This window comes from Rhizobium beringeri (genome assembly GCF_004306515.1).
Classification (GTDB): Bacteria; Pseudomonadota; Alphaproteobacteria; order Rhizobiales; family Rhizobiaceae; genus Rhizobium; species Rhizobium beringeri.
Window position 1 is genome coordinate 3,668,499 of record NZ_SILG01000001.1, and the last position, 26,466, is coordinate 3,694,964.

General features: G+C 62.7%; 17 protein-coding genes. 13 read left to right on the plus strand and 4 right to left on the minus strand.

Going from position 1 to position 26,466, the window contains the following annotated elements; translation table 11 throughout:
* Nucleotides 1-84: 84 nt before the first annotated feature.
* The 13 genes from ELH03_RS18405 (at nt 85) to ELH03_RS18465 (ending at nt 22,133) form a co-directional block, all read left to right on the plus strand.
* Complete coding sequence (locus ELH03_RS18405) at nt 85-762, plus strand: response regulator (RefSeq protein ID WP_128403369.1); 678 nt, start codon at nt 85-87, stop codon at nt 760-762.
* Complete coding sequence (locus tag ELH03_RS18410; RefSeq protein ID WP_128403368.1) at nt 759-2,141, plus strand: sensor histidine kinase; 1,383 nt, start codon at nt 759-761, stop codon at nt 2,139-2,141. Before ELH03_RS18405 ends, ELH03_RS18410 begins: the two co-directional genes overlap by 4 nt.
* Nucleotides 2,142-2,244: 103 nt before the next feature.
* Nucleotides 2,245-5,571, plus strand: coding sequence for a transglutaminase family protein (locus ELH03_RS18415; RefSeq protein WP_128403367.1), 3,327 nt, complete (start codon nt 2,245-2,247; stop codon nt 5,569-5,571).
* A 39-nt stretch (nt 5,572-5,610) separates the two neighbouring features.
* Nucleotides 5,611-8,028 (plus strand): circularly permuted type 2 ATP-grasp protein, encoded by a 2,418-nt coding sequence (locus ELH03_RS18420; protein WP_128403366.1) that lies wholly within the window; start codon nt 5,611-5,613, stop codon nt 8,026-8,028.
* 5 nt (nt 8,029-8,033) lie between these two features.
* Entirely contained in the window at nt 8,034-8,912 is an 879-nt protein-coding gene (locus tag ELH03_RS18425; protein WP_128412444.1) for a transglutaminase family protein, read from the plus strand.
* A gap of 116 nt (nt 8,913-9,028) precedes the next feature.
* The gene (locus tag ELH03_RS18430) at nt 9,029-10,252 is read left to right on the plus strand and encodes a TadE/TadG family type IV pilus assembly protein (RefSeq protein WP_128412452.1); all 1,224 of its coding nucleotides are present in this window, start codon (nt 9,029-9,031) and stop codon (nt 10,250-10,252) included.
* A 277-nt stretch (nt 10,253-10,529) separates the two neighbouring features.
* Nucleotides 10,530-12,992, plus strand: coding sequence for a glycogen/starch/alpha-glucan phosphorylase (locus ELH03_RS18435; RefSeq protein ID WP_018243566.1), 2,463 nt, complete (start codon nt 10,530-10,532; stop codon nt 12,990-12,992).
* A complete protein-coding gene (gene glgB, locus ELH03_RS18440; RefSeq protein ID WP_128403363.1) occupies nt 12,989-15,196 on the plus strand; it encodes a 1,4-alpha-glucan branching protein GlgB in 2,208 nt (735 codons plus the stop codon). The genes ELH03_RS18435 and glgB overlap by 4 nt, the downstream gene beginning before the upstream one ends.
* Nucleotides 15,197-15,215: 19 nt before the next feature.
* A complete protein-coding gene (gene glgC, locus ELH03_RS18445; RefSeq protein ID WP_018497547.1) occupies nt 15,216-16,478 on the plus strand; it encodes a glucose-1-phosphate adenylyltransferase in 1,263 nt (420 codons plus the stop codon).
* Nucleotides 16,479-16,481: 3 nt separating this feature from the next.
* Nucleotides 16,482-17,924 (plus strand): glycogen synthase GlgA, encoded by a 1,443-nt coding sequence (glgA, locus tag ELH03_RS18450; RefSeq protein WP_128403361.1) that lies wholly within the window; start codon nt 16,482-16,484, stop codon nt 17,922-17,924.
* A 6-nt stretch (nt 17,925-17,930) separates the two neighbouring features.
* Nucleotides 17,931-19,562: an alpha-D-glucose phosphate-specific phosphoglucomutase gene (locus tag ELH03_RS18455; protein WP_128403360.1), complete on the plus strand. Its 1,632-nt coding sequence runs from the start codon at nt 17,931-17,933 to the stop codon at nt 19,560-19,562.
* A gap of 12 nt (nt 19,563-19,574) precedes the next feature.
* A complete protein-coding gene (gene glgX, locus ELH03_RS18460) occupies nt 19,575-21,554 on the plus strand; it encodes a glycogen debranching protein GlgX (protein WP_128412445.1) in 1,980 nt (659 codons plus the stop codon).
* A gap of 90 nt (nt 21,555-21,644) precedes the next feature.
* A complete protein-coding gene (locus tag ELH03_RS18465) occupies nt 21,645-22,133 on the plus strand; it encodes a MaoC family dehydratase (protein WP_033179655.1) in 489 nt (162 codons plus the stop codon).
* Nucleotides 22,134-22,148: 15 nt separating this feature from the next.
* Here the strand turns inward: ELH03_RS18465 and ELH03_RS18470 are convergent, their stop codons facing one another.
* The 4 genes from ELH03_RS18470 to ELH03_RS18485 are packed head-to-tail and all read right to left on the minus strand — an operon-like array spanning nt 22,149 to nt 26,465.
* The gene (locus ELH03_RS18470) at nt 22,149-22,547 is read right to left on the minus strand and encodes a VOC family protein (protein WP_130766572.1); all 399 of its coding nucleotides are present in this window, start codon (nt 22,545-22,547) and stop codon (nt 22,149-22,151) included.
* Between the two features lie 45 nt (nt 22,548-22,592).
* On the minus strand, nt 22,593-23,141 hold the full coding sequence (locus ELH03_RS18475; protein WP_128403358.1) for a sarcosine oxidase subunit gamma: 549 nt from the start codon (nt 23,139-23,141) through the stop codon (nt 22,593-22,595).
* On the minus strand, nt 23,134-26,127 hold the full coding sequence (locus ELH03_RS18480; protein WP_128403357.1) for a sarcosine oxidase subunit alpha: 2,994 nt from the start codon (nt 26,125-26,127) through the stop codon (nt 23,134-23,136). The genes ELH03_RS18475 and ELH03_RS18480 overlap by 8 nt, the downstream gene beginning before the upstream one ends.
* On the minus strand, nt 26,124-26,465 hold the full coding sequence (locus ELH03_RS18485; protein WP_128403356.1) for a sarcosine oxidase subunit delta: 342 nt from the start codon (nt 26,463-26,465) through the stop codon (nt 26,124-26,126). The genes ELH03_RS18480 and ELH03_RS18485 overlap by 4 nt, the downstream gene beginning before the upstream one ends.
* Between the last annotated feature and the right edge of the window lies 1 nt (nt 26,466).

Genomic DNA, 26,466 nt, shown 5'->3' on the forward strand with positions numbered 1-26,466 from the left:
TCCCGGCGTTCACTGAATCTTCAAAATCGCTGTGACATCGCTCCGCCACCTCTGTAATCTCCTTTGAAAAACAGGGGAACATCCGTGCGCATCCTGCTCACCGAAGACAATATCGCGCTGGCCGACGGCCTGTCGGCGATCTTGCGCGGCACGGGTCATGCTGTCGATGTCGTGCATGATGGGGCGTCTGCCAATGCGGTCATCGCCGCGGAAAATTTCGATCTTGTCATTCTCGACCTCAACCTGCCCGAGATGGACGGGCTCGACGTGCTGCGCGCCATGCGCGCCCGGCAGAACCAGGCAGCCGTTCTCATCCTGACCGCGCGCGGCACGCCGGAAGAACGGGTGAAGGGTCTCGATCTCGGCGCCGACGACTATCTCATCAAGCCCTTCGACATCGCCGAATTCGAGGCCCGTGTGCGCGTGCTCCTGCGCCGCCAGGCCGGGCTTCGCTCGGCGACGGTCAGCTTCGGCGGCATCTGCTTCGATCTCAATTCCCGCACCTTTTCATCGGGCGCCACGCCCCTCGATATTCCCGCCCGCGAGCTCGGCCTGCTCGAAATCCTCTTCATGCGAGCCGGCAAGGTCGTCGCCAAGGAGGCGATCATTCAATCGCTGACCGCCTTCGACGACGACATTTCGGCAAACGCCATCGAGCAATATGTCAGCCGCCTGCGAAAGCGCCTTTCGCCGCACGGCCTGACCGTGAAGACCGCCCGCGGCATCGGCTATTATCTCGACAAGCTGCCCGAGGCCTCATGAAAGCAGCCTATTCCCTCAGGCGCCGGCTGCTCTTCTGGCTGCTCGTCTCGACAGCCGTCATCGGCACACTGGCGCTCGCCGATACCTATCGCGAGGCGGTCCAGACCTCGAACATCGTCTCTGACCGCGTGCTCGCCGGCTCCGCGCTGGCGATCGCCGAGCGCGTCGTCGTCGCCGAAGACGGCACGCTGCAGGTCGATATCCCCTATGTTGCCCTTGAAATGCTGACCTCGGCCGCACAGGATCGCGTCTTCTACCGCGTCGACGGCCCGCCGGGCAAATTCATCACCGGCTACCAGTCCCTGCCGGTTCTGAAGAAGACACCCGGCGATGGCGCAGCCTTTGCCGACGACACCTTCCGCGGCGAGCCGATCCGCGTCGCCACACTCGAACGCTCCGCCTCGACAGGCATCCGCTCCGTGCCCTTCGTGGTGACGGTCGCCGAAACCACCATCGCCCGCCGGCAGCTGGCGCAGGCGATCCTCGTCCGCTCCGCACTTCGCCTCGCCTTCATGATCGCGGGCGCCGCCGTCATCGTCTGGATCTCGGTCACGGTGGCGCTCCGCCCGCTCTACAAGCTCGGCGACGCCATCGGCGAACGCAGCCCCGATGACCTTCATCCGATCAAGCAGACCGTGCCGAGCGAGGTCGAGCCGCTGGTCGATACGGTGAATTCCTTCATGGTCCGCCTGCAATCGGCGCTCGATGCACTTCGCCATTTCACCGGCAATGCCAGCCATCAGCTGCGCACGCCGCTGACGATCATCCGTACCCAGCTTGCCCTTTCTGCCCGCGCCGGCTCGCTTGATGAGGCGCAGTCGGCGGCGCTGAAGGGCGACCAGGCGGTGGCGCATGCCGAACGCATCCTCGCTCAACTTCTCCTGATGGCCAAGATCGACGCCGCCACCGCCAAGGAGGCACTGACCGCCTCCGCCATCGATCTCGCCGCCATCGCCCAGGAAATCACCGGCGAGCAGATCCCGACGGCCGCCGTCGCCGGCATCGATCTCGGCTTCGAGGGCGAGAGCCCGGCGATGGTCCGCGCCGAGCCGCTGCTGATCGGCGAAATGCTGCGCAACCTTGCCGGCAATGCCATCGCCTATGCCGGCAAGGGAGCTGAGGTCACCGTCCGCATTATCGCCGCGTCAGAGACGATCCGCCTCGAAGTCGAGGACAATGGCCCCGGTATTCCCCGCGAAAAGCTGGAGGCCGTGCGCAAGCGTTTTTCGCGCGGCAATGAGTCCGGTGCGCCCGGCGCCGGCCTCGGCCTGCCGATCGTCGAAGAAATCGCCAATCTTTTCAACGCCGACCTGACGCTGGAGCCGGGCGCTGACGGCAAAGGCCTGAAGGCGGCCGTCACCTTTGCCAAGGCAGCATAAAAGCCGTCGACCTTTCCGCCTTGCTTTCTTTCGCTGCATTGCACACACTGATTTTCGGGAACAGCAAGCCGCACGACGATGCGCGCCGGATAAAAAGAGAAATATGTCGATCAAAGCCAGCATCTATCATCTGACCCATTACACCTATGACAAGCCGGTCCGCCTCGGCCCACAGATCATCCGGCTGAAACCTGCCTCGCATTCGAAGACACGGGTGCTCAGCCATTCGCTGAAGGTCACGCCCTCCAACCATTTCGTCAACCTGCAGCAAGACCCATACGGCAATTACCTTGCCCGCTACGTCTTTCCGGATCCGGTGACGGAATTCAAGATCGAGGTCGATCTCGTCGCCGACATGACGGTCTACAATCCCTTCGACTTCTTCGTCGAGGAAGAGGCGACCAAGTGGCCCTTCGGATACCCTGAAACGATCCAGGAGGATCTGTCGATCTACATGACGCCGGAGCCGGCCGGTCCGCGCCTGAAGGCGCTGCTGCCGACGCTCGACTGGTCGCCCGACCAGCCGACGGTCGATATGATCGTCGGCCTGAATGCCCGCCTGCAGCGGCAGATCGGCTATGTCATCCGCATGGAAACCGGCGTGCAGACGCCGGAGGAAACGTTGGAAAGCGCCAAGGGCTCCTGCCGCGACACCAGCTGGCTGCTCGTCCAAATCCTTCGCCATCTCGGCCTCGCCGCCCGCTTCGTCTCCGGTTATCTCATTCAGCTGACGCCGGACCTGAAGGCGCTCGACGGCCCCTCCGGCACCGAAGTCGATTTCACTGACCTGCATGCCTGGGCGGAGGTCTATCTGCCCGGCGCCGGCTGGGTTGGCCTCGATCCGACGTCCGGCCTGCTGACCGGCGAAAGCCATATCCCGCTTGCAGCAACGCCGCATTACCGCAACGCCGCCCCGATTTCCGGCGGTTATTTCGGCGAGGCCGAAACCGAGTTCGCCTTCGACATGAAGGTCTCGCGCGTCGCCGAACACCCGCGCATCACCAAGCCCTTCTCCGATGAAAGCTGGGACGAACTCAACGAACTCGGCGAGAAGGTCGACCGCGTCCTCGAAGCCGAGGACGTGCATCTGACGATGGGCGGCGAGCCGACTTTCGTTTCGATCGACGATTTCCAGTCCGAGGAGTGGAACACCGCCGCCGTCGGCCCGACCAAGCGCGAAAAGGCCGACATCCTGATCCGCAAGCTGCAGGAACGCTTCGCCCCCGGCGGCTTCCTGCATTACGGCCAGGGCAAATGGTATCCGGGCGAAAGCCTGCCGCGCTGGACCTTCTCGCTCTACTGGCGCCGCGACGGCAAGCCGGTCTGGCAGAACCTCGATCTGGTCGCCGCCGAAGGCAAGGATACCGGCGTCACCGCCGAGGATGCCGAGAAGCTGCTGACGGCGATCGCAAAGGAACTGGCGATCAAACCTGACATGGTGCAGCCGGCCTATGAGGATCCAGCCGACTGGATCATCAAGGAAGGCAACCTTCCCGAAAATGTCGATCCGGCGAATTCGAAGCTGAAGGATCCCGAGGAACGCAACCGCATCGCCCGCGTCTTCGCCCGCGGCCTCACCGTCGCGACAGGTTACGTCCTTCCGGTCCAGGCATGGAACGCCAAGGCGGCCGAAAGCCGAGTCTGGGTCAGCGAGAAATGGCGCACCCGCCGCGGCAAGATTTTTCTCGTCCCGGGCGACAGTCCGATCGGTTACCGCCTGCCGCTCGGCACGCTGCCCTATGTCCCCCCGGCGCGTTATCCCTATATCCACCCCGCCGATCCGACGATCCCGCGCGAACCGCTGCCTGATGTCTTCGTACCGGCCGGCCGCACCATGCCGGAAGCCTCCTTCCATGCCGACGAAAGCAATCGCGGTCGGATCGAACAAACGCTCGGCGAGCTCCGCGGTGCCGTGCGCACCGCCATGTCGGTCGAGCCGCGCGACGGCAGGCTCTGCGTCTTCATGCCGCCGGTCGAGCGCATCGAGGATTATCTCGAGCTGATCGCGGCTGCCGAAAACGCCGCAGCCGAACTCAAGCTTCCGGTCCATATCGAAGGTTATCCACCGCCGCAGGACGAGCGCATCAACGTCATTCGTGTCGCTCCGGATCCCGGCGTCATCGAGGTCAATATTCATCCGGCCTCGAACTGGAAGGACTGCGTCGACATCACCACGGCGATCTACGAAGAGGCCCGCGCCACCCGGCTCGGCGCCGACAAGTTCATGATCGACGGCCGTCATACCGGCACCGGCGGCGGCAACCATGTCGTCGTCGGCAGCGCCAATCCGAACAACAGCCCCTTCCTGCGCCGTCCCGATCTCTTGAAGAGCGTCGTCCTCCACTGGCAGCGCCATCCCTCGCTCTCCTACCTCTTCTCCGGCATGTTTATCGGCCCGACCAGCCAGGCGCCGCGCATCGACGAGGCTCGTCACGACAGCCTCTACGAGCTGGAAATCGCCATGGCGCAGATCGCCGCTCCCGGCCGCGGCCAGCAGCCGCTGCCCTGGCTCGTCGACCGCCTGTTCCGCAATCTGTTGACCGACGTCACCGGCAACACCCACCGTGCCGAGATCTGCATCGACAAGCTGTTCTCGCCCGACGGCCCGACCGGACGGCTCGGCCTCATCGAGTTCCGCGGCTTCGAGATGCCGCCGAACGCACGCATGTCGCTTGCCCAGCAATTGCTGGTGCGCGCGCTGATCGCCCGCTTCTGGGTCAACCCGGTCGACGGCAAGTTCGTCCGCTGGGGCACGACCCTGCATGATCGTTTCATGCTGCCGCATTTCGTCTGGGCCGATTTCCTCGACGTGCTTGCCGACCTTCGTGAAAACGGCTTCGATGTCAGCCCGGAATGGTTCAAGGCCCAGCTCGAATTCCGCTTCCCCTTCTGCGGTGAAGTCGAATATGAGGGCTCGAAGCTGGAACTGCGCCAGGCGCTGGAACCTTGGCATGTCATGGGCGAGGAAGGCGCGCCGGGCGGTACTGTCCGCTACGTCGACAGCTCCGTCGAGCGCCTTCAGGTGCGGCTCGAAACCAGCAATACCGCGCGTTATACCGTCACCTGCAATGGCCGCACCCTGCCGCTGACGCCGACCGGCACCGCTGGCGTGTCGGTCGCAGGCGTCCGCTACAAGGCATGGCAACCGTCCTCCGGCCTGCATCCCGTCCTGCCGATCAACACACCTTTGACGTTTGACATTTATGATACATGGTCGAAGCGTTCGATCGGCGGCTGCATCTATCATGTTGCCCATCCGGGCGGCCGGACCTATGACACCTTCCCGGTTAACGGCAACGAGGCGGAAGCAAGGCGGCTCGCCCGCTTCGAGCCGTGGGGACATACGGCGGGCGGTTATATCCCGCGCGCCGAGACAGGTTCGCTTGAATTCCCGCTGACGCTGGATTTGAGGCGACCCGCCGGAATTTAAGGCCGAGGGTTGAGGCCGGGGGTTAGGGCTTGAGTTTTGATGGGTAAGAGGCCGGCAGCGGAGCGCAGGGGAGAGGTAGAGGACCGCATCGGCAAGGGTGCGGCCTTCGACTATGCGCCGCTTCCTGGTTCCGCTGACGAGATGGTCGACAACAAAGGCGCTGTCCGCCCGGTCTGGCAGCGTTTCCTCTCGCATCTGAGCGCAATGCCGGAAAAGGATCTTGCCGAGCGCTTCGCCCGCGCCGACCGCTACCTCAGGGATGCCGGGGTCTTCTACCGCGCCTATGGCAGCAAAGGCACCGGCGAACGCGAATGGCCGATCTCGCATATCCCGGTGCTGATCGACGAGCGCGAATGGAAGACGCTGTCGGCGGGCCTCGTCCAGCGCGCCGACCTGCTGGAGGCGATCGTTGCCGATATCTACGGCGACAACCGACTGGTGGAGGAAGGGGTCCTGCCGCCGGCGCTGATGGCCGCCAATCCCGAATTCCAGCGCCCGCTCGCCGGCATCCGGCCGGGCTCCGGACATTATCTGCATTTTTGCGCCTTCGAGATCGGCCGCGGACCTGACGGCAACTGGTGGGTGCTGGCCGACAGGACGCAGGCGCCCTCAGGCGCCGGTTTCGCGCTGGAAAGCCGCGTCGCGACAACCCGGGCCTTCTCGGATATCTACGCCGAAACCCCGGTCCACCGTCTCGCCTCCTTCTTCGGTGCCTTCCGCGACGCGCTTCAGGGCATGAAACATTCGGGCGACGACCGCATCGCCGTACTGACGCCCGGCCCCGCCAACGAGACCTACTACGAGCACGCCTACATCGCCCGCTATCTCGGCTTCATGCTGCTCGAGGGCGAAGACCTGACCGTCGTCAAGGGCCGTGTCATGGTGCGCACCGTCGCCGGTCTGAAGCCGATCGGCGTACTCTGGCGCCGTCTCGATTCGGCCTTTGCCGATCCGCTGGAGCTGAACCAGAATTCGCATATCGGCACGCCCGGCCTGGTGGAAGCGCTACGCGCCGAAAGCGTCACCATCGTCAATGCGCTTGGCACCGGCGTTCTCGAAACCCGGGCGCTTCTGGCTTTCATGCCGACCATCTGCCACCGTCTGCTGGGGGAGGATCTGCAACTGCCCTCGATCGCCACCTGGTGGTGCGGCCAGAAGGAAGAGCGCGAGCACGTCGCAAAGAACATTGAGAAGATGGTCATCGGCCCGGCCTATTCCCGGGCACCCTTCTTCGACGACAACGGCGAATCCGTGCTCGGCTCCTCGCTGCGTGCCACCGCCCGGGATTCCATCACCGACTGGCTGAGTTCGGACGGCCCCAAACTGGTCGGCCAGGAGGTCGTCACGCTGTCGACGACGCCCGCCTGGGTGGACGGCAAACTCGTGCCGCGGCCGATGTCGCTGCGCGTCTTCGCCGCCCGCACCGCAAATGGCTGGCAGATCATGCCCGGCGGTTTTGCCCGCATCGGCTCCGGCGCCGATGTCGCAGCGATCGCCATGCAGTCGGGCGGAGCCGCCGCCGACGTCTGGATCGTCAGCGACAAGCCGGTCGAGCGCCACACGCTGCTGCCGGCCGAGGGCAGCTTCACCCGCAACATGCCGGGCAGCCTGCCAAGCCGGGCAGCCGACAATCTGTTCTGGCTCGGCCGTTACATCGAACGCGCCGAAGGCGCACTGCGCATCCTGCGCGCCTGGCATGCGCGTTACGCCGAAGCTGCCGATCCGAACCAGCCGCTGCTTGCCGATGTCTCCGAGTATCTCACGGCCGTCGATATCGATACCGCCGAGGCCGTGCCGGAAACGCTTTTGCGCAACATCGACAGCGCCGTCTATTCGGCGAGCAACATCCGCGACCGTTTCTCGCCGGACGGCTGGCTGGCACTCAACGATCTCGCCAAGACCGCCCGCCGCTTTCACGTCACCGTCGCTGCCGGCGACGATGCCAGCCATGCGATGACGATCCTTCTGCGTAAACTCGCGGGCTTCGCCGGCCTCGTGCACGAGAACATGTACCGCTTCACCGGCTGGCGCTTCCTCTCGCTCGGCCGCTATATCGAGCGTGGCCTGCACATGACGCGCCTGCTCGGCCACATGTCCGGCCCGGAAGCGCCCGACGGCGCCCTCGACATGCTGCTCGAGATCGGCGACAGCGTCATGACCCACCGCCGCCGCTACAACGTCAACACGGCACGGCTGACCGTCACCGACTTGCTGGCGCTCGACCCCCTGAACCCCCGCTCGGTCCTCTTCCAGGTGAACGAGATCCACCACGAGGTCGAGCAACTGCCGAATGCCCTGATCAACGGCCAGATGTCGCCCTTCTACCGCGAGGCGATGCGGCTCCATTCCGGCCTGGCGGTGATGACGCCGGAGGGCATGGGGGTCGAGGTCTATCAACGGCTCGAACGCGAATTGGAGCAGCTTTCCGATCTGCTCGCCCAGACCTATCTCGGGTGACGGCGATGCTCTACGATCTCTCCCTCCACATGGGTTACAGCTACGACGTGCCGGCCTCCGGCGCCCGCCACGTCATGCGCCTGATGCCGCTGTCGCTGCCCAACCGGCAGCGCCTGGTCGCCGGCTCGATCACCATCTCGCCGACGCCGGACGAGCAGTCACATTTCGTCGATTTCTTCCATCATCCCACCACCTCCTTCATGCTGCGCGCGCCGCACGAGACGCTCGACATTCGCATGCAAGCCCGCGTGCAGGTGGAAAGCCAGCCGATCGCCGCCGATTTCTCGCCGTTGCTTGCCGACTTGCCGGAGGAGATATCAGGCATCTGGTCGTTGGCGCCGGATTCGCCGCACCATTTCCTTGGCGACAGCCCGCGCCTGACCCAAGCGCGCGAGATCGCCGATTATGCGCGAAGCTGTGCCATGCCTGAGCTGACGGCGATGCAGATCGCCCATGCGCTCTGTGCCCGCATCAACAAGGATTTCACCTACGACCCCGACGCGACGACGGTGGACACGACGCCGCTCGAGGCGTTCAAGTTGAAGCGCGGCGTCTGCCAGGATTTCACCCACATCATGATCCTGGCGCTCCGAAGCCTCGGCATTCCGGCCGGCTACGTCTCCGGTTTCCTGCGCACCATCCCACCCCCCGGCAAGGAACGGCTGGAAGGAGCGGACGCCATGCATGCCTGGGTGCGGATCTGGTGTGGTGAGACGATCGGCTGGATCGAGCTCGATCCGACCAACAACATCCCCGCCGGCACGGACCACATCGTCGTCGCCTTTGGCCGCGACTATTCCGACGTCGTTCCCGTCATCGGCGTGTTGAAAAGCTATGGCGGTCAACGCGCCGTCCAGGCGGTCGACGTGATCCCGCTGAAATAATCCCAAAACTGGAAAAATCCGACGATTCGTTAAAATTCTATTGACGCCGTAAGGACAGCGGAAAGGAGGAGCGTGCCTAATATCACCCATAGGGCCTCCATATACGGGTGAACATGATGAGCACCTCCTTTTTACAAAATCCCTGCCTGCGTCGCATGCTTGGCGACCGTGGCGGCAATTTCGGAATGATGACGGCGATCCTGCTGCCCGTCCTTTTTGGGGCGGCCGGCATGGCGATCCAGGTGGGCGATATGCTGCTGTCGAAGCAGCAGTTGCAGGAAGCAGCCGATTCGGCGGCGCTAGCAACCGCCACCGCGCTGGCGAACGGCACGATCTCAACCGCTGAGGCCGAAACGTTTGCACGGAATTTCGTCGCGGGGCAGATGGCGAATTACCTGCAGAGCGGCACCGATATCAAGAGCTCAACGGGCGTGAATGTCCAAACAACGACATCGGGCAAATCGACATCCTACCAAGTAACGGTTTCGCCGAGTTACGACCTCACGGTCAATCCGCTGATGCAGGCGGTTGGCTTCAAGACACAGCATCTCTCGACCTCTGGCACGACGGTCGGCGGGCATTCACAGACCCAAGGCTCGATCTCCATGTTCCTCGCACTCGATAAATCGGGGTCAATGGGAGATGATACCGCCACCGTCATGACGGAATCATTCACCTATAAATGCAACCCTCACCTCAACAAAAACGGTAAGACAATCTACGACACCTGCACCGGCACGCGTACGCGTTATTACACAAAAATAGAAGCACTGAAGCTCGCCGCCGGCAATCTCTTCGGCCAGCTCAATAGCGCGGATCCCAATGCCGAATATGTACGCACAGGCGCGGTATCCTACGATATCATTGAATACCCTGCCAGCAGTCTGGCTTGGGGAACTACCGCTGTCACGAGCTATGTCAACGCGCTTCAGTCGGGAGGTGGCACGAATTCAAGCGGCGCAGTGAATACGGCTTACACGTCTCTCACCGCCAAGAACGCCGCGGGCAATGACGCCGAAGACGCCGCCCACAAGCAGAAGACCGGGCAAGTGCCCAAGAAGTACATCGTCTTTATGACAGACGGCGACAATAACAACGATAGCAACAACGGCCGTTCCTACGACACTGCGACCAAGAAGACATGCGACGCCGCCAAGTCCAAGGGCATTGAAATCTATACGATCGCCTTCATGGCACCCGAGGGTGGGCAGGCGCTGCTGCACTATTGCGCTTCCGATGACGCCCATTATTTCCAGGCGGAAAAGATGGAAGACCTGCTTGCCGCCTTCAAGGCGATCGGAGCGAAAGCCTCCGCACAGCTGACGCGCCTGACGAACTGACGATCGGTCCCGGCCAAAAGCCGAACAAAATAGCCGCTCCGGAACAAACCGGAGCGGCTTTTCGTTATCCTCGTTCGGCCCATCAGATCGAGAAAAGCGATTGAAATCAACCCCCTCAACCCGTGTGAATATGAAGGTTTCGCAAATTTTTCGTTTGCCCAAATCCTTTGTTGCAAGTGCTTAGTAACGATGCATAAACTGTCGGCTGCGCAAGCGACAAATTGATTGAATCAGGCATAACATCCTGAAACAAAATTAAAATTGGCGAGACCTGACGATGAACACTGTTTCCAAGCCGATCATCCCCTCCCCCGCCCCTCGCAGTTCAAGGCCGGAAATTCTCGCTGAAGAAATCATCGAACGTCTGACCTACCGCATCGGCAAGGATGCCAAGGTGGCAAAGCCACATGACTGGCTGACGGCGACGATCCTGGTGGTGCGCGACCGCATTATCGACAGGTGGATGGCGTCCACACGCGAGGTTTATGCAACCGGCGCCAAGCGCGTCTATTATCTTTCTCTTGAATTCCTGATCGGCCGCCTGATGCGCGACGCCGTTTCGAACCTCGGCCTGATGGAGGAAGTGCGCGACGCACTCGCCTCGCTCGGCGTCGACGTCAACGTCATCGCCGGCCTGGAGCCGGATGCCGCACTCGGCAACGGCGGCCTCGGCCGCCTGGCTGCCTGTTTCATGGAGAGCATGGCGACGGTCGACGTTCCGGCCTATGGCTACGGCATCCGCTATGTTCACGGCCTCTTCCGCCAGCAGCTGGCCGACGGCTGGCAGGTGGAACTGCCGGAAAACTGGCTCGCCCATGGCAATCCCTGGGAATTCGAGCGCCGCGAAAGCTCCTATGAAATCGGCTTCGGCGGCGCCGTCGAATTCATCACCACCCATGACGACCAGCCGCGCTATGTCTGGAAACCGGCCGAGCGCGTCATTGCCGCGGCCTTCGACACGCCGGCCGTCGGCTGGCGCGGCAAGCGCGTCAACACGCTGCGCCTCTGGTCGGCGCAGCCGATCGATCCGATCCTGCTCGATGCCTTCAACGCCGGCGACCACATTGGCGCGCTCCGCGAAAGCAACAAGGCCGAAAGCCTGACCCGGGTTCTCTATCCTGCCGACGCCACCCCGGCCGGCCAGGAACTGCGCCTGCGGCAGGAATTCTTCTTCTCGTCGGCCTCGCTGCAGGACATCCTGCGCCGCCATCTGCAGCAATATGACGATTTCACCTCGCTGCCGGACAAGGTGGCGATCCAGCTGAACGACACCCACCCAGCCGTCTCGGTCGCCGAGCTCGTGCGCCTGCTCTGTGACGTGCATGGCATGGATTTCGACCAGGCCTGGGAAATCACCCGCCATACCTTCTCCTACACCAACCACACGCTTCTGCCCGAAGCGCTGGAAAGCTGGGCGGTGCCGCTGTTTGAGCGTCTGCTGCCGCGCCATATGCAGATCATCTATGCGATCAATGCCAAGATCCTGATCGACGCCCGCAAGGGCAAGAACTTCTCCGATGGCGAAATCCGATCGATCTCGCTGATCGATGAAAGCGGCGACCGCCGCGTGCGCATGGGCAACCTGGCTTTCGTCGGCTCGCATTCGATCAATGGCGTCTCGGCGCTGCACACCGACCTGATGAAGGTCACCGTCTTCGCCGACCTGCACAAGCTCTATCCCGACCGCATCAACAACAAGACCAACGGCATCACGCCGCGCCGCTGGCTGCAGCAGTGCAATCCCGGTCTCACCGGCCTGATCCGCGAGGCGATCGGCGACGAATTCCTGGATGACGCCGAGAAGCTGCGTGCGCTCGACGTGCATTCCTCCGATCCGGCTTTCCAGCAGAAGTTCGCAGCGGTAAAGCGCGCCAACAAGGTGGCACTCTCCAACCTCGTCGCCAGCCGCATGGGTGTGAAGCTCGATCCGTCGGCGATGTTCGATATCCAGATCAAGCGCATCCACGAATACAAGCGCCAGCTGCTGAACATCATCGAGGCCGTCGCGCTCTACGACCAGATCCGCTCGCATCCCGAGCTCGACTGGGTGCCGCGCGTGAAACTCTTCGCCGGCAAGGCGGCGCCGAGTTATTACAATGCCAAGCTCATCATCAAGCTGATCAACGACGTCTCCCGCACGATCAACAACGATCCGTCGGTACGCGGCCTGCTGAAAATCGTCTTCGTGCCGAATTACAATGTCTCGCTCGCCGAAGTCATGGTTCCGGCCGCCGACCTCTCGGAGCAGATCTCGACCGCCGGCATGGAAGCCTCCGGCACGGGCAATATGAAGTTCGGCCTGAACGGCGCGCTGACGATCGGCACGCTCGATGGCGCCAATGTCGAGATGCGCGACAATGTCGGCGAGGACAACATCGTCATCTTCGGCCTCAAGGCCGACGAGGTGTCGAAGGTCCGTAGTGACGGCCACAATCCTCGCGCCATCATCGAGGGATCGCGCGAACTCGCCCAGGCGCTTGCCGCTATCGGTTCTGGCGTCTTCTCGCCTGATGACCGCAATCGCTACACGGCGCTGATCGACGGCATCTATTCGCATGACTGGTTCATGGTCGCTGCCGACTTCGACGCCTATGCCCAGGCCCAGCGGGAAGTCGACCAGATCTGGACCAACCAGTCCGCTTGGTACACCAAGACGATCAACAATACGGCGCGGATGGGCTGGTTCTCTTCCGATCGTACCATCAGGCAATATGCAGACGAAATCTGGAGAGCCGGATGAAAACGCCGAAGACCGTCCCTGAAGTAAAGCTTTCCTGGGAAATTTCGGCAGATGAAATCACGGCAATCCTTGCCGGCTCGCATTCCAATCCCTTTGCCGTCCTGGGTGTGCACCAGGCCGGCGACGCTTTCGTCGCCCGGTGTTTCATCCCGGGCGCGGAGGAGGTAACCGCCATGACGCTTGACGGCAGCGTCATCGGCGAACTGAAACAGCTCCATGCCGACGGCATCTTTGCCGGCCCGGTTTCCCTCACCAAGCTCCAGCCGGTGCGTTACCGCGCCCGGCGCGGGGATGCCGAATGGGCAGTCACTGATCCCTACAGTTTCGGTCCGGTGCTCGGACCGATGGACGATTATTTCGCCCGCGAGGGTTCGCACCTGCGCCTGTTCGACAAGATGGGCGCCCACCTCATCAAGCATGACGGCGCCCAGGGCATCCATTTCGCCGTCTGGGCGCCGAATGCGCAGCGCGTCTCCGTCGTCGGTGATTTCAACAATTGGGACGGCCGTCGCCACGTGATGCGCTTCCGCTCCGATAGCGGCATCTGGGAGATCTTTGCCCCTGACGTACCGATCGGCGTCGCCTACAAGTTCGAGATCCGCGGCCAGGACGGCGTATTGCTGCCGTTGAAGGCCGACCCCTTTGCCCGCCGCAGCGAACTCCGACCGAAGACCGCTTCCATCACCGCCGCCGAACTGGTGCAGGAGTGGGAAGACGAAGCCCATCTGAAGCACTGGCGCGAGACCGACAAACGCCGCCAGCCGATCTCGATCTACGAGGTGCATGCCGCCTCCTGGCAACGCCGACAGGACGGCACAATGCTGTCGTGGGACGAGCTCGCCTCCAGCCTCATCCCCTATTGCGCCGACATGGGCTTCACCCATATCGAATTCCTGCCGATCACCGAGCACCCCTATGATCCCTCCTGGGGTTATCAGACGACCGGCCTCTACGCGCCGACCGCTCGTTTCGGCGAGCCGGAAGGTTTCGCCCGTTTCGTCAACGGCTGCCACAAGGTCGGCATCGGCGTCATCCTCGACTGGGTGCCGGCGCATTTCCCGACCGACGAGCACGGCCTCGGCTGGTTCGACGGCACAGCCCTCTACGAGCACGAAGACCCGCGCAAGGGCTTCCACCCGGACTGGAGCACGGCGATCTACAATTTCGGCCGCACCGAGGTCGTTTCCTATCTCGTCAACAACGCGCTCTACTGGGCCGAAAAATTCCATCTTGACGGTCTGCGCGTCGATGCCGTCGCCTCGATGCTCTACCTTGATTATTCACGCAAGCACGGCGAATGGATCCCGAACGAATATGGCGGCAACGAGAACCTCGAAGCGGTGCGTTTTCTGCAGGATCTCAACATCCGCATCTACGGCAAAAATTCCAACGTCATGACCATCGCCGAGGAATCGACCTCCTGGCCGAAGGTCTCGCAGCCCGTCCATGAAGGCGGCCTCGGCTTCGGCTTCAAGTGGAACATGGGCTTCATGCACGACACGCTGAGCTACATGAGCCGCGATCCCATCTACCGCGGGCACCACCACAACGAGCTCACCTTCGGCCTACTCTACGCCTATTCGGAAAATTTCGTCCTGCCGCTCTCCCATGACGAGGTTGTCCACGGAAAAGGCTCGCTGATCGCCAAAATGCCAGGCGATGACTGGCAGAAATTCGCCAATCTGCGCGCCTACTACGCCTATATGTGGGGCTATCCCGGCAAGAAGCTGCTGTTCATGGGCCAGGAATTCGCCCAGTGGAGCGAGTGGAGCGAGGAGAAGGCACTCGACTGGAACCTGCTTCAGTATCGCATGCACGAGGGCATGCGGCGCCTGGTGCGCGACCTCAATTTCACCTATCGCAGCAAGCCGGCACTGCATGAGCGTGACTGCGAGGGCGAAGGTTTCGAATGGCTGGTCGCAGACGACCACCAGAATTCCGTCTTTGCCTGGCTGCGCAAGGCGCCGGGCCAGAAGCCGGTCGCCGTCATCACCAATTTCACCCCTGTCTATCGCGAGAACTACTCGATCCGCCTGCCGTCCGCAGGCCGCTGGCGGGAAATCCTGAACACCGATGCCGACATTTACGGCGGCAGCGGCAAGGGCAATGGCGGGCGCGTGCAGGCCGTCGATGCCGGCGGCAACATCACCTGCTCGATTACCTTGCCGCCCTTGGCGACAATCATGCTTGAACCTGAAAATTAGTGACTGGTGGGAGGAGAAAATGGTAGAAAAGCGCGTTCAGCCACTTGCCCGCGATGCAATGGCTTATGTCCTGGCAGGCGGTAGGGGAAGCCGTCTCAAGGAACTCACCGACCGGCGTGCCAAGCCGGCCGTCTATTTTGGCGGCAAGGCCCGCATCATCGATTTCGCCCTGTCGAACGCCCTGAATTCCGGCATCCGCCGCATCGGCGTCGCGACGCAATACAAGGCGCATTCGCTGATCCGTCACATGCAGCGCGGCTGGAACTTCTTCCGCCCCGAGCGTAACGAGAGCTTCGATATCCTGCCGGCCAGCCAGCGCGTCTCCGAGACGCAATGGTATGAAGGCACGGCCGATGCCGTCTATCAGAACATCGACATCATCCAGGATTACGGCGTCGAATACATGGTCATTCTCGCCGGTGACCACGTCTACAAGATGGACTATGAATGGATGCTGCAGCAGCACGTCGATTCCGGCGCCGACGTCACCATCGGCTGCCTGGAAGTGCCGCGCATGGAAGCGGTCGGCTTCGGCGTCATGCATGTCAACGACAAGGACGAGATCATCGCCTTCGTCGAGAAACCGGCCGATCCGCCGCCCATTCCCGACAAGCCGGATTTCGCCCTCGCCTCGATGGGCATCTACGTCTTCCACACCAAGTTCCTGCTCGATGCGCTACGCCGCGACGCCGCCGACCCGACCTCGAGCCGCGACTTCGGCAAGGACATTATCCCCTATATCGTCAAGAACGGTAAGGCGGTCGCCCACCGCTTCGCCAAGTCATGCGTCCGTTCGGATTTCGAGCACGAGCCCTACTGGCGCGACGTCGGCACGATCGATGCCTATTGGCAGGCCAATATCGACCTGACGGCGATCGTTCCGGAGCTCGACATCTACGACAAGTCCTGGCCGATCTGGACTTATGCCGAGATCACCCCGCCGGCGAAATTCGTCCATGACGACGAGGATCGCCGCGGCTCGGCCACCTCCTCCGTCGTGTCAGGCGACTGCATCATCTCGGGCGCCATGCTCAACAACAGCCTGCTCTTCACGGGTGTCAGGGCCAACTCCTTCTCCAAGATGGAAGGGGCCGTCATCCTGCCGAACGTGAAGATCGGGCGGCGCGCGCAGCTCAAGAATGTTGTGATCGACCATGGCGTCGTCATTCCGGAAGGCCTGGTCGTCGGCGAGGATCCCGAGCTCGATGCCAAGCGCTTCCGGCGGACGGAAAGCGGCATTTGCCTGATCACGCAACCGATGATCGACAAGCTGGATATCTGACTTATGAAAGTTCTTTCGGTTTCGTCCGAAGTCTTCCCTTTGATCAAGACAGGGGGTCTGGCCGATGTGTCCGGCGCCCTGCCGATTGCTCTGAAAGCCTTCGGGGTCGAGACCAAGACCCTTCTGCCCGGCTATCCCGCCGTCATGAAGGTCATTCGCGACCCGGTCGTCAGGCTCGAATTCCCTGACCTGCTCGGTGAGCGAGCGACCGTCCTCGAGGTCCAGCACGAGGGCCTCGATCTGCTCATCCTCGATGCGCCGGCCTATTACGACAGGCCGGGCGGGCCCTATCTCGATCCGCTCGGCAAGGACTATCCCGACAACTGGCGTCGGTTCGCCGCTCTGTCGCTCGCCGCCTCCGAGATCGCCGCCGGCCTGCTGCCCGGCTGGCGGCCGGATCTCGTCCACACCCACGACTGGCAGGCGGCGCTGACGTCGGTCTATATGCGCTATTATCCGACGCCGGAACTGCCGAGCGTGCTGACTATCCACAACATCGCCTTCCAGGGCCAGTTCGGTTCCGAGATCTTTCCCGGCCTGCGCCTGCCTGCCCATGCCTTCGCCACCGACAGCGTCGAATATTACGGCACTGTCGGCTTCCTCAAGGGTGGCCTTAAGACCGCGCATGCGATCACGACAGTCAGCCCGACCTATGCCGATGAGATTCTGACGTCGGAATTCGGCATGGGGCTGGAGGGCGTCATCGCCAGCCGCATCGACGATCTGCACGGCATCGTCAACGGCATCGACGCCGATATCTGGAACCCGGCGACCGATCCCGTCGTCCACACCCACTACGGCCCGACGACGCTGAAGAACCGCGAGGAGAACCGTCGCTCGATCGCCGAATTCTTCCACCTCGACAATGACGACTCCCCGATCTTCTGCGTCATCAGCCGCCTCACCTGGCAGAAGGGCATGGATATCGTCGCTAACGTCGCCGACGAGATCGTCGCCATGGGCGGTAAGCTCGTCGTGCTCGGCTCCGGCGAAGCCGCACTTGAAGGCGCGCTGCTCGCCGCAGCTGCCCGCCATCCCGGCCGCATCGGCGTCTCGATCGGCTATAACGAGCCAATGTCGCACCTGATGCAGGCCGGCTGCGATGCGATCATCATCCCCTCGCGCTTCGAACCCTGTGGCCTGACCCAGCTTTACGGCCTGCGTTACGGCTGCCTGCCGATCGTCGCCCGCACCGGCGGCTTGAATGACACGGTGATCGACGCCAATCACGCCGCACTTGCGGCGAAAGTCGCAACCGGCATACAATTTGCGCCCGTAACCGAAACAGGCATGCTACAGGCAATCCGCCGTGCGATGCATTTTTATCAGGACCGAAAACTCTGGACCCAATTGCAAAAGCAGGGCATGAAATCGGATGTCTCCTGGGAGAAGAGCGCCGAACGCTACGCTGCCCTCTATTCAAGCCTCGTCTCGAAAGGCATGTGAACTAAAATGATCAAGTCCGTCCCCACCACGCCCTATCTGGATCAGAAACCCGGCACGTCGGGCCTGCGCAAGAAGGTTCCGGTCTTCCAACAGCCGAACTATGCGGAGAACTTCATCCAGTCGATCTTCGATTCGCTGGAAGGTTATCAGGGCAAGTGCCTCGTCATCGGCGGCGACGGACGCTACTACAATCGCGAGGTCATCCAGAAGGCGGTCAAGATGGCCGCGGCCAATGGCTTCGGCAAGGTCATGGTCGGCAAGGGCGGCATCCTGTCGACGCCGGCCGCTTCCCACATCATCCGCAAATACAAGGCTTTCGGCGGCATCATCCTCTCCGCCAGCCACAATCCCGGCGGCCCGACCGAAGACTTCGGCATCAAATACAACATCAACAATGGCGGCCCGGCGCCGGAAAAGATCACCGACGCGATCTATGCGCGCTCCAAGACGATCGACAGCTACAAGATCGCTGATTTCGCCGACGTCAATCTCGACCGCATCGGCAAGGACGAGCTTCCCGGCGGCACGATCCTCTCGGTCATCGACCCGGTCGAGGACTATGCTGCCCTGATGGAAGAGCTGTTCGATTTCGGCGCCATCCGCAATCTGATCAGCCTCGGCTTCCGCATTGCCTTCGATGGAATGAGCGCTGTCACCGGCCCCTATGCCAAGGAAATCTTCGAAAATCGTCTCGGCGCGCCCTCGGGCTCGGTGCGCAATTTCATGCCGCTGCCGGATTTCGGCGGCCATCATCCGGACCCCAACCCGGTTCACTGCAAAGAACTCTTCGATGAGATGATGGGCGATGACGCGCCCGATTTTGGCGCCGCCTCCGACGGCGACGGCGACCGCAACCTGATCATCGGCCGCGGCATCTTCGTCACCCCTTCCGACAGCTTGGCGATCCTTGCCGCCAACGCCAATCTCGCCCCCGGCTATTCCGGCGGCCTTGCCGGCATCGCTCGCTCGATGCCGACATCAGGCGCGGCCGACCGCGTCGCCGAAAAGCGCGGCATCGGCATGTATGAAACGCCGACCGGCTGGAAGTTCTTCGGCAACCTGCTCGACGCCGGCATGGCGACGATCTGCGGTGAAGAAAGTTCCGGCACGGGCTCCAGTCACGTCCGCGAAAAGGATGGCCTCTGGGCGGTGCTGCTGTGGCTGAACATTCTTGCCGTGCGCGGCGAGAGCGTCGCCGATATCGTCACTCAGCACTGGCAGACCTACGGCCGCAACTATTACTCACGCCATGATTATGAAGGCCTCGACACCGATGCCGCAAACGGGCTAGTGGACAATCTGCGCAGCCAGCTTTCCACCCTGCCCGGCGAGAGCTTCGGCAACCTGAAGGTCGAGAAGGCCGACGACTTCGCCTATCACGACCCGATCGACAAATCGGTGAGCGAGCATCAGGGTATCCGCGTGCTCTTCGAGGGCGGCTCCCGCGTCGTCTTCCGCCTGTCCGGCACCGGCACGTCTGGCGCAACCTTGCGTGTCTATATCGAACGTTACGAGCCGGATTCGACTCGCCACAACATCGAAACGCAGGAAGCGCTCGCCGATCTGATCGCGGCCGCCGAAAGCATTGCCAGCATTCGTGAACGCACGGGACGCGATGCGCCAACCGTGATCACCTGATCCGGGGGGAACATGCGGGGAAGCAGTTCGGCGCAAGCCGGAGCGATCGTCTTCGAGACCGGCGTCGAATTTGCCGTGTGGTCGCATCATGCCGCACAGATCGAACTCTGCCTCTTCGAGGATGACGGCAACAGGGAATTCGCGCGCCTGCCGATGGCGCGCGACAGCAACCACATCCATCGTCTCTTTGTCGACGGATTGAAGGCGGGCGCGCGCTACGGCTATCGCGCCGACGGTATCTACGCGCCTGACAACGGCCTCTGGTACGATCCCTCCAAACTGCTGATCGATCCCTACGCCAAGGAGATCGATAGGCCGTTCCGTTACGATCCCCGCCTCGGCATCTATGGCGAGGACAGCCAGGATCTGATGCCGAAGGCGATCGTCACCACCGATACCCCAGCCGCGATCAGCAAGCCGCTCTTCAAACCGGGCGGCTTTATCTATGAGGTGGCGGTACGGCCCTTCACCATTCTCCATCCCGACGTGCCGGAGGCCCAGCGCGGCACGGTCGCAGCGCTTGCCCATCCCTCCGTCGTCGCGCATCTGAAGCGGATTGGTGTCGATGCCGTCGAACTGATGCCGATCACTGCCTGGATCGATGAACGCCACCTGCCGCCGCTCGGCCTTACCAACGGTTGGGGCTACAATCCCGTTGCCTTCATGGCGCTCGATCCGCGGCTTGTCCCCGGCGGCATGACGGAATTGCGCGAGACGGTCGCGGCCCTCCATGCCGAAGGCATCGCCGTCATCCTCGACCTCGTCTTCAACCATACCGGCGAGAGCGACCGTTACGGCGCGACGCTGTCCCTGCGCGGCCTCGACAACCTGCATTATTATCGCCACGCCCAGAATTGGCCGGGCGAACTCGTCAACGACACAGGCACCGGCAACACGCTCGCCTGCGATCATCCTGAGGTCCGTCGTCTCGTCATCGACAGTCTGCGCCATTTCGTGCTGAACGCCGGCGTCGACGGTTTTCGTTTCGATCTCGCCCCGGTGCTCGGCCGCACCGCGACAGGCTTCGAGCGTGACGGCGGAACACTTGCCGCGATCCTGGCCGACGATGCGCTGGCCGACCGGATCATGATCGCCGAACCCTGGGATATCGGCCCGGGCGGGTACCAGCTCGGCAATTTCCCGCTGCCCTTCCTTGAATGGAACGACCGGGTTCGCGACGACCTGCGCTGCTACTGGCGCGGCGACGATTGGAAGACCGGCTCGCTGGCAGCCGCACTTGCCGGCTCCTCCGACATCTTCTCCCGCAACGACGGCAAGGAAACACGCAGCGTCAATTTCCTCGCCGCCCATGACGGTTTCACGCTGATCGATCTCGTCTCCTACGCCGGAAAGCACAACGACGCCAACGGCGAACACAATCGTGACGGCCATAACGAGAACCACTCCTGGAACAACGGCGTCGAGGGGGAAACCGTCTATCCGACGATCCGCAAGCGTCGCCGGGACGATGTGATGGCGCTGATATCAACGCTCTTTGCCACCCGCGGCAGCATCATGCTGACGGCGGGCGATGAGGGTGGCCGCAGCCAGCACGGCAACAATAACGCCTATTGCCAGGACAACGAGATCACCTGGCTGGACTGGAAGGCGTTGGACGAGAGTCTCATCGCCCATACCGCCTTCCTTGCAGGGTTGCGTCGCCGCTTCACCGTCTTTTCCGAAATGGGCTTCCTGGCGGGAAATGGCGATGTCGAATGGATTTCGCTTTCCGGGGAGCCGATGACCGTTGCCGATTGGGAGACGCCGTCGCTTTCCACCCTCGGCATGTTGCTATCGACCGGTGACCGCTCCGCGCGCGGCAGGCAGACCCGGCTTGGCGTGCTTTTCAACCGCTCGGGGAGCCGCCAATTTTTCACGATTCCGTCTAAGAGCGAACCGGCCTGGCGCCAGTTGACGCCGGATGGTGCAAAGAAAGCCGGTGGCCGCGCAACCGTCGAGCCGCGCTCCGTCGCCTTTTTTGTAGAAAATTGACCGCCTCCCCTCCCTCACCCAAATCCTTGTCGCAATCGTCACAAATGCACGATAAGGCTTTGCCGCGGCGGCTTATTTTACGAGGAATTCATGGTCACGGAAATTTCACTCTCCGACGTGCGGGGATTGATCGGTATGGAAACGGGCCTTTCGGATTGGGTCACCGTCGACCAGACGATGATCGACGCTTTCGCGTCGGCGACCGACGACCATCAGTTCATCCACGTCGACCCTGAGCGAGCGGCCGCCGAGAGCCCCTTTGGAGGAACCATCGCCCATGGCTTCCTGACACTGTCTCTGCTGTCGACGATGAACTACAATTGCCTGCCAAAAGTGCGCGAGCAGACCCTGGGCATCAATTACGGCTTCGATCGCGTCCGCTTCATGACGCCGGTGAAAAGCGGCGCCCGCGTCCGCGGCCGCTTCCTGCTCTCCGAAGCCCGCTTCCGCGGCGCCGGCATGCTGATGACCACCTATGACGTCACGATCGAGATCGAAAACGAGAGGAAGCCGGCGCTGACGGCAAAGTGGATCACCATCATCCAATTCGACCCAAAGGACCGTCCCGAGGACGTTTGAGCAAAACTGCTTTTGTTACTCAGCCGAATTGAACACAGCTTCGAGAGCGTGTCCGTCGGGATCCATGACGAACGCCGCATAATAGTGCTCACCGTAATGAGATCGCAAGCCGGGACGGCCATTGTCACTGCCGCCTTGCGCGATTGCCGCCGCATAAAACTGATCGACTGCCTGGCGGCTCGGCGCGGCGAACGCCAGATGAAAACCCGGGCCAGGCGCACGCTGGCCGTCCGGACGATGCTTGATCGCCAGTTTGTCCCCGCCGCCGGGAAGGCCGTAGCCGATTGCCTGCCCTGTTTGCCCCGGCCTGAGATCGTCCCAGACCCTGATATAACCGAGCGCGGCAAGGGCAGCATCGTAAAATGCCGCCGACCGCTCGATATCGGAAACGCCGAGTGAGGCATGGTGCAGCATTTCGCTTACCTCATGAATGAGCGCATACCCGCGATTCGCTGAGACTCAGTGTCCCGCGTCTTCAGCCGCCTCGTTCAGCAGCCCGAAGACATAATCCGAAAACGACCGCCAGCATTCCACCCGGAACGTGTCTTCTTCCGTACGGAAAAGCACGATCTCCGCCTTGCCGAAGACGGTGCGCGATGCGGCCCCGACCGGAAAGGAAGAAAGCGACAGATCCTGCGGGCAGCCGGCCGAAAGCGTCGCCTCCGCACCCGGTCCCGAGACGATGATCGCGAGATTGCGGTGGGAAACGTCGGTCGCCGAATGCAGCGTGCCGGCGCCCGAAAGTGTTGCCATCAGATCGGCGCCGGCCTCGTCGATCACCAGCCACTCGTCCGGCCCAATCCAGAGCGCCGATCGGGCGCCGGCCCGGCCGGATGTCTTCGGAGCATCCGGCAACGTCAGGCCGAGAGCAGAGGAAAGTGCCGAGAGCGATTCCGCCGGCGCGCGCAGCGCCACCCGGCTGGCAGTGGGAGCGGTCGTCAGCCGCACCGTTGCGGAGCCGCCGAGACGTCCGGCAAGCGCCGGTTTGCGAATTGCGACATCAGCCATGGATGCGGCCCCCTTCCTTGTCAAAGAATACCAGATCCGTCACTTCGACGGCAATCGTCCGGTCCGGCATCGGCACATAGAGCGTCTCGCCCATCCGCACCCGGCCGCCGACGACGAGCGCGAAGGCGATTGACCGGCCGCAATTTTCCGACCAGTAGGCAGATGTGACGTGCCCGAGCATGGTCATCGGCTTCGGCTCGTTCGGGCTTGCGACGATCTGCGCGCCTTCTTCGAGCACCAGCTTCGGATCTTTGGTGACGAGGCCGACGAGCTGCTTGCGCCCGTCCTTGACGAGATCCGGCCGCTTCAGCCCGCGAATGCCGACGAAATCCGTCTTTTTCTTCGAAACCGCCCAGGAAAGTCCGGCGTCATCGGGGGTCACGGTCCCGTCCGTATCCTGCCCGACGATGATGTAGCCTTTCTCGGCGCGAAGAACGTGCATCGTCTCCGTGCCGTAGACGCAGGCGCCGAGCGGTTCGGCATTGGCCCAGACCGCTTCGAGTACCGACTGGCCGTAATCGGCCGGCACATTGATTTCGAAGCCGGTTTCGCCCGTGAAGGAGACGCGGAAGAGCCGCGCCGGCACGCCGCAGACCGTGCACTCGGCCACGCTCATATGCGGGAAGGCCTCGTTCGAAAGATCGAGCCCTTCGACCAGCGGCGCGACGATCTCGCGCGCCTTCGGTCCCTGCACGGCGATGACAGCCCATTGTTCGGTCACCGAGGTCAGCCATACCTTCAGATCCGGGAATTCCGTCTGCAGGTAATCTTCCATGTGGTGCAGAACGCGCGGCGCACCGCCTGTCGTCGTCGTCACGTGGAAACGGTCGTCCGCCAGGCGTCCGACGACACCGTCGTCATAAACGAAGCCGTCCTCGCGGGTCATGATGCCGTAGCGGGCCTTGCCGGGCTTTAGCGTGTCCCAGGCATTGGTGTAGATGAGGTTGAGGAACTTCGCCGCATCCGGACCGACCACCTCGATCTTGCCCAGCGTCGAGGCGTCGAAGATACCGGCCGCCTCGCGCGCCGTCCGGCATTCGCGAGCAACCGCCTGATGCAGTGTTTCGCCGGCCTGCGGATAGAACCAGGCACGCTTCCAGTTGCCGACATCCTCGAAGACCGCACCATGGGCTTCCTCCCAGGCATGCAGCGGCGTCTTGCGTGTCGGGTCGAACAGTTCTCCGCGCGAATGGCCGATCAGCGTACCATAGGTGACCGGCGTATAGGGCGCACGGAAAGTGGTGAGCCCGACCTGCGGGATTTCCTTGCCGAGCATTTCGGCGGCGATCGCCAGGCCATGCATGTTGGAGAGCTTGCCCTGGTCCGAGGCCATGCCGTTGGTCGTGAAGCGCTTGATATGCTCGATCGAATGCATGCCCTCTCGCACAGCAAGGCGGATATCCTTGGCGCAGACGTCATGCTGGAAATCGATGAAGGCCTTGGCGTTGGTCTTCGGCCCGGCACCTTCGGCAGCGCCGATCATGCCACCCGTCCAGTCATAGGCCTGCTCGGCCGAAATCGCGATCTTCTCACCGCTGCTTCTGCCGGTGGCCTGCGCCATCAACTCGCCGGCGGCAAGCGACTCCTCGATCGTCCGCTGCAGGTCGTCAGTGCCGTTACAGGCGCCGACCGAAAGGCAGTCCTGCGCATAGGAGCCGGGCAGGAAACGCTGGCTTTCGGCATCGAAGGCCACTTTGCCGCGCGACTGCGAGAACAGATGGACGGACGGCGTCCAGCCAGCCGAAACCAGCAGCGCATCGACCGCGATCTTGCGCGGCGAACCGCCGCCGTTGCGCGCCACCGTCATCGAGGAGATGCGCAACCGCCCCGACGTATTGACGACCGACTGGCCGGCCAGAACATCGATGCCGAGCGCCCGCGCCTCGGCCAGCACCGCCGCTCCCGGCGCCTGCCTGCTATCGACGATGGCGGCGATCGAAACACCAGCGCGCTTCAGATCGAAGGCCGCCTCATAGGCCGAGTCGTGCGCCGTGTAGATGCCGACCTTGGTCCCGACGGCGACGCCGTAGTGATTGAGATACATCCGCCCCGCCGAGGCGAGCATGATGCCCGGCCGGTCATTGTTCGGAAACACCATGTGCCGCTCGATCGCGCCGGTGGCGAGGATCACGCGCTTCGCCCGGACCTGCCAAAGCCGCTCGCGCGGCAGATCGCGGGAAGGCTTGGCGACATGATCGGTGACGCGCTCGGCAAGACCGACGAAATTGTGGTTGTAGTAGCCGAAGGCGGTCGTGCGGGTGAGCACTTCGACATTGTCCATCGCCTCCAGCCGCGCCACGGCCTTCTGTGCCCAGCTATTGCCGTCCTGTCCGTCGACGGTCACGCCGGTATCATAACGCAACGCGCCGCCCGCTTCCGCCTGCTCGTCGCAAAGGATAACCCGGGCGCCGGTTTCGGCCACGGCCAGCGCCGCCGAAAGCCCGGCCACACCGGCGCCGACCACCAGCACGTCGCAATGGGCATAGCGGCTGGCATAATGGTCCGGATCCTCCTCCGTCGGCGCGACGCCGAGGCCGGCGGCGCGACGGATGAACGGTTCGTAGACGTGTTTCCAGGCGGCGCGCGGCCACATGAAGGTCTTGTAGTAGAAACCGGCGGCGAAGAACGGCGACATCAGATTGTTGACCGCGCCGACATCAAAGGCAAGCGACGGCCAGCGGTTCTGCGAGCTGACAATCATCCCGTCGAAGACTTCCTGCACGGTGGCGCGCACGTTCGGCTGCTTGCGCGCCGTATCGCGGGAAACGTCGATCAGCGCGTTCGGCTCCTCGGCCCCAGCCGACAGAATACCGCGGGCCCGGTGATATTTGAACGAACGGCCGACGAGATGTATGCCGTTGGCGATCAGCGCCGAGGCGACGGTATCGCCTTCGAGCGCCGTATAGCTCTTGCCGTCGAAGCTGAAGCGCGCGGTTCTGGCCGGTGTCAGGCGCCCCTTGCCGGCGATACGGTTCACGCCGCTCATTGCGCCTCTCCTTCCACGGCTTCATATGTTTCGACAGGCCCATGCTGCCGAGCCGCCGCGCCGATCTCAGGCTTCGGCTCACCCGCCTTGTAGGTCACGATGAACTTGTCGGTCACCGTATCGCGCGCCGCATTGAAGAAGCGCCCACAGCCGTGAATGTGCCGCCAGCGTTCGAAGATCAGCCCCTTCGGATTGTCGCGCAGAAAGAAATAGGCCTCGAATTCCTCGTCCGAGATCGAGGCGATCTCGGCGGGCCGCGCGATATGCGCGTCACCCGCGCCACGGAATTCGAGCTCGGAGCGCTCTTCCTGACAGTATGGGCAATAGATCAGCAGCATG